The organism is Streptomyces sp. NPDC060194, from assembly GCF_042728285.1.
GTDB lineage: Bacteria > Actinomycetota > Actinomycetes > Streptomycetales > Streptomycetaceae > Streptomyces.
Genome location: NZ_JBHWZH010000244.1, coordinates 1 through 4,793 on the forward strand (window position 1 = coordinate 1; position 4,793 = coordinate 4,793).

Below are 4,793 nucleotides of genomic sequence, written 5' to 3' on the forward strand. Positions count from 1 at the left end.
GTGCGGACGCCGCACCGGCCCCTGGCCATCCGCGTGCCCGAAGCCCGATGCTGGTCGGACCGTTCCCGCAGACCAGCTCCGGAAGAGGACATGACCTCGTACGCCCCCTCCCGCACGACCGGCGCCGTACCCGACACCGCCGCGTCCCAGCGCCGCGTCCTGCGGGCGCTGGTCGCCTCGCAGATCCTCAGCGGCGCGGGGCTCGCCGCCGGCATCACCGTCGGGGCGCTCCTGGCCCAGGACATGCTCGGCTCCACCGGCCTCGCCGGACTGCCCCTGGCCCTGTCCACCGGCGGATCGGCGCTCGCCGCCGTCGCCGTCGGCCGCGTCTCGCAGGCCAGGGGCCGCCGCCCCGGCCTGACCGCCGGCTACCTCACGGGGGCCGTCGGCGCGGCCGGCGTCATCACCGCGGCGGCGCTGCACAGCCCGGTCCTGCTGTTCGCCGCGCTGTTCGTCTACGGCGCCGGCACCGCGACCAACCTCCAGGCCCGCTATGCCGGTGCCGATCTCGCCGCCCCCGGCCACCGCGGACGGGCGGTCTCCACCGTGCTGGTCGCGACCACGCTCGGCGGTGTCGCCGGGCCCAACCTCGCCGCGCCGACGGGGGTTCTGGCGGAGAGCCTCGGCCTGCCGCACCTCGCCGGGCCGTTCCTGCTGTCCGGGGCCGCCTACCTGTCGGCCGCGGTGGTCCTCGCCGGGTGGATGCGGCCGGACCCGCTGCTGCTGGCCCGGACCGTCGCCGCCGCCGAGGCCGGGGGCGGGACCGAGGCCGGGAATGAGGCCGGGGGCGGGGGCGCCGCGACCGACCCGGCCGCCGGCGCCGCCGGGCGGGGAGAGGGCCGCGGAGGGGTGTTCCTCGGGGCCCTGGTCATGGTCCTCACCCAGCTCGTGATGGTCGCGATCATGACGATGACCCCGGTCCACATGCACGCCCACGGCCACGGGACCGCCGCCTCCGGCCTCGTCATCTCCCTCCACATCGCGGCCATGTACCTGCCCTCGCCCCTGACCGGCCGGCTGGTCGACCGCATCGGGCGGATCAGGATCGCCGTCGCCGCCGGCGCCGTCCTGCCGGCCGCGGGCGTCCTGGCGGCCGCGGCGCCCGCCGACTCCGTCGCCCTCCTCGCACTCGCCCTCGCCCTGCTCGGCCTGGGCTGGAACTTCGGGCTCGTCGCGGGGACGGCAGTCATCACCGACACCGTGCCGCTCGCCACCCGCGCCAGGACGCAGGGCCTCGTCGACGTCTCCGTCGCCCTCGCCGGCGCGGCCGGCGCCACGGCCTCCGGCGTCGTGGTCGCCGCCACCGGCTACCCGGTCCTCGCCCTCACCGCGGCCGCACTCTCCCTCGCCCTCCTCCCCGCGGTCACCGTCACCGCGCACCGCCGCTGAACCTCCGGACGGCGGGTGCGGCCCGGCCGCACGTGCGGTCGTGTGCCACGAACAGGCCGGTGCCGTGGGAGCCGCCGTCGGCGGTGGTCCACGTCCACCGACGGCGTCCGACGGTGCCGTCACCCCCCTCCAGATCGACGTCACTCCCCGTCATGCGTGGGCGATCAGGTGCTGTCGGGCCAGGGATATCCGAGTTCCTCCGCGCGCTCACGGTTGCCGCCGCTCACCCGCGCGTAGGTCTTCGGGTCCTCCTCGGCCAGCCGGCGCAGCGCGGCCGCGGCCTGGGTCTCGGGCGGGGTGCCGTCATCCGGGATGTCCCAGCGGAACTGGAGGGGGCTGTCGGGTCGTTGCGGACGGCCGGACGCCAGCCCCGGCACGTAGAAGAAGGTCACCACGGCGGTCTCCGGGTCGTCGAAGCCGCTGCTGATCCACCCCCGGCCCGCGTCCCAGCGGCTCAGCAGGTCCGGCTCCTCGATCAACCCCGCCTTGATCAGGCGGGCGACGGTGCGGGCCCGCCAGGACCAGGAGCAGACGGCCTCCGCTCCGGCGATCTCCGCGTCGTAGGCGGTGGCGTCGAACCGGTGCGCGGGCAGCTCCGCCGCGGGATCGCGGGAGCCCGGCAGGGTGCGCCGCCAGTTCTCCCACACCACCTGGTCCGCTTCCCGCCGGACGGTGACGTAGAGCGCGCCGCAGCAGCCCTCGGTGCAGCTCGCCTCCGCGAGTTGCACCTCGCGGGGCTCCGGCCCGGCCCGCAGCCGGCCCTCGTCCAGCAGGAGGTCGGGGCTGTGCGCCGGCCCGCGGCCGAACACGGCCGGAACCACCGGCCGGCCGTCGACGAGCACGCGTGCCTCGACGGGCCCCCGGTCCGCGGGGTCGCCGGCCACCACCTCGATGCGGAACCGGTCCGGCACGGCCGGGCGCCGGAACGGCCGGCGGCCGGTGCGGCGGATCCAGTCGGCCCGCCGCCGCTGGTCCGCTCCGCTCGCGGTGGCGCCCGCCGCCGCCCATCGGGGCGCGGCCAGCAGACGGCCGAGCGACTCAAGCAGTGCCGCGCGCCGCCCGGGCGGCCAGTCGAGCAGCACGCCGGTGCCGCTGCTCAGGTCCAGGGCGAGCGACAACAGCACGGCGGCGTTGTCGAGGGTGGGCGGCAGCAGACCGGCCCGGCTGACGACGCTGTCGTACACGCGCAGCACGTCGTGGCAGGCGAGGAGGTCGGTCGGGTCGTCGCGTGAGCACCCCATCCGGACCAGCAGCCTGCCCGCGCGGGCGAGCAGGTCGGTGTCGGCGGGGTGGCGGTCGAGGAGCACGGGCAGCTCGGACGCCTCCGCGATCCGGCGGGCGACCGTGCTGTCGACGAAGGGGGGTGAGGTCGGAAGGGCGAGCAGCTCCGATCGCACGGCCTGCCCGTCACCTGCCCAGAGGGCGCGGACGAGCGGCCGCAGTTCGTCACGGCGTCCGCAGGCCGCGAGCCAGGTGACGGCCGCGGATCGGCGATCGAGGGCGTCGAGCGCGCGGACGGCCGGACCGGTGAGGTCCCAGAACAGGCCGAGGACGGAGAGGTACGGGACGTCCTCGGCCGTGCCGAGGCGGCCCAGCAGCGCGATGCCCGCGGTGACGGTGGGCACGGTCGTACCGGTCCGGACCAGCCTCCGCCCCAGCGTGCGGGCCGCGGCCGCCTGTCCGGCCGGCAGCGGCAGCTCGGCGACGACGGAGCCGACGAGGTGCCGGTGGCGGTCCTGGACGCCGCGTCGTCCGAAGCGGCGTCGCAGGGTCGCGGGGGCGTCGGGGAGCGGGCTGAACGCCTCCCGGACGGCGCGTCTCGCCTCGTCCCAGGGGAGCGGATCCTCGCCTCTTGCGGTCGTGCGGGGAAGGACGTAACCGCGCCGGGGCGGGACTCCCTCGGGCGACGTGTCCAGCAGCTGCCGGGCGCGGTCGTACAGAGCGGTCGGGGGCGTGAGCGCGACGCGCTCGTCCTGGGCGCTCACCGGGTGGGGTGGGACTCGATTCCGTAGGTCATGAGCGCAGCATGCCCGCTGATCGGCGCGGTGTCGACGCAATTCGACGCCCCCTCGATCGCTGCCCGCTCACTCGGAGAGCCGCCGTACTCCGGTCCCGTCGCCCCCGCCCCGGCTACGGTCTGCTCGCGGGTCCGCCGGGGTGGCGGACCCGGGGAGGGGACACCATGGGGCGGACAGCCGGCGAGAACGGACTGCGGTGGATCAACGATCCGCGCACGGACACCTTCACGCTCACGCTCGCCGAAGGGCTGACGCCGTACGAACTGCTGCGCGCCGTCGGAGCGGAGGAGCACCGCATCATCGCGCTGACCAGGTTCGCGGCATGGGAGCTGCTCTACCGGAGCGAGGACCACCACATCAGCGACCTCGAGTGGCTGGACTGGGAGGACGACGCCGCGGTGGCCCGGCTGACCGACGCGGGCTTCCTCCCCACCCCGCCGGACATGATCGTGCGGGCGGGTGCGGTCGACGGCTGGGCGTACGCGCTGGAGGAGAACCACGGCCTCACCGGCCTCCACATCGCGCAACTGTCCGAGCGAGGGCGGGCCTTCGTCGTGCACCGCAACGCGAAGGGCTTCACCCGGGTCGACTACGGGCTGCACGGCAGAGCCGTCTCGACCTTCGAGCCGGGACTGCCCCATCTCTTCAACGGCGTTCCGCCCGAGGAGGCGCTCGGCTTCGTCCACCGCGGCGGCGAATCGGCGACGACGGGCTTCCTCCGGTTCCTGGAGGACGAGCTCGGGCTCTACATCCCCTGGGAGGAGACGGAGACGGAGCTGCCGGCCGCAGCCTTCGACGACCCGGACCGCCGGACACCGTAGCGCTCCCCGCGACACCGCGGTCCGCTGCGAGCGGTAATTGATGATCAGGTTGCGGGTTTGCGGGCGGTCCGGGAGGACACGTGAGGGCTACCGCAGTTCGAAGCTCTCGCAGGAGGTCACACGATGACGGACAACATCTGGAACCACGCCCCGAACGCCGACGTCACCGCGGGCACGGACCTGACGGGCTGGAAGGTCGAGGCCACCGACGGGCACATCGGGAAGATCGACAAGCACTCCCGCGAGGTCGGCGCGCAGTACATCGTCGTCGACACCGGCGTCTGGATCTTCGGCAAGGAGGTCCTCCTCCCCGCCGGCGTCATCCGCTCGCTCGACACGGAGAACGAGACCGTCCACGTCGACCGCACGAAGGACGAGATCAAGGACGCGCCGGAGTTCGACAAGGAGAAGCACCTCGGCAACGCCGACTACCACCGGCAGGTCGGCACCCACTACACCAACCGGCCCGGCACCGGCACCCCCGGCAGCACCCTCTGACCGATCCCGGCCGGGCCCCGCGCCCGGCACCGTCCGGGGCGGGGCCGCGGGGCGAGGGGCCCCCCCC

General features: G+C 75.2%; 4 protein-coding genes. 3 read left to right on the top strand and 1 reads right to left on the bottom strand.

What is annotated here, in order from left to right; genetic code table 11:
- Nucleotides 1-90: 90 nt before the first annotated feature.
- Nucleotides 91-1,389 (top strand): MFS transporter, encoded by a 1,299-nt coding sequence (locus ACFWEG_RS28260; protein ID WP_387220752.1) that lies wholly within the window; start codon nucleotides 91-93, stop codon nucleotides 1,387-1,389.
- Nucleotides 1,390-1,553: 164 nt separating this feature from the next.
- On the opposite strand, the gene ACFWEG_RS28265 is transcribed toward ACFWEG_RS28260, so the two are convergent.
- The gene (locus ACFWEG_RS28265; protein WP_387220754.1) at nucleotides 1,554-3,374 is read right to left on the bottom strand and encodes a hypothetical protein; all 1,821 of its coding nucleotides are present in this window, start codon (nucleotides 3,372-3,374) and stop codon (nucleotides 1,554-1,556) included.
- Nucleotides 3,375-3,571: 197 nt separating this feature from the next.
- Here ACFWEG_RS28265 and ACFWEG_RS28270 point away from each other — a divergent pair, with 197 nt between their 5' ends.
- Both ACFWEG_RS28270 and ACFWEG_RS28275 read left to right on the top strand, forming a co-directional pair.
- Nucleotides 3,572-4,228, top strand: coding sequence for a DUF6461 domain-containing protein (locus tag ACFWEG_RS28270; RefSeq protein WP_387220756.1), 657 nt, complete (start codon nucleotides 3,572-3,574; stop codon nucleotides 4,226-4,228).
- Between the two features lie 123 nt (nucleotides 4,229-4,351).
- Nucleotides 4,352-4,726, top strand: coding sequence for a PRC-barrel domain-containing protein (locus tag ACFWEG_RS28275; protein ID WP_387220758.1), 375 nt, complete (start codon nucleotides 4,352-4,354; stop codon nucleotides 4,724-4,726).
- The last annotated feature ends 67 nt before the right edge of the window (nucleotides 4,727-4,793 follow it).

Bases quoted from the DNA above. Each gene is read 5' to 3' on its own strand.
- ACFWEG_RS28260 (WP_387220752.1), top strand. From the start codon at position 91: ATGACCTCGTACGCCCCCTCCCGCACGACCGGCGCCGTACCCGACACC.
- ACFWEG_RS28275 (WP_387220758.1), top strand. From the start codon at position 4,352: ATGACGGACAACATCTGGAACCACGCCCCGAACGCCGACGTCACCGCG.
- ACFWEG_RS28270 (WP_387220756.1), top strand. From the start codon at position 3,572: ATGGGGCGGACAGCCGGCGAGAACGGACTGCGGTGGATCAACGATCCG.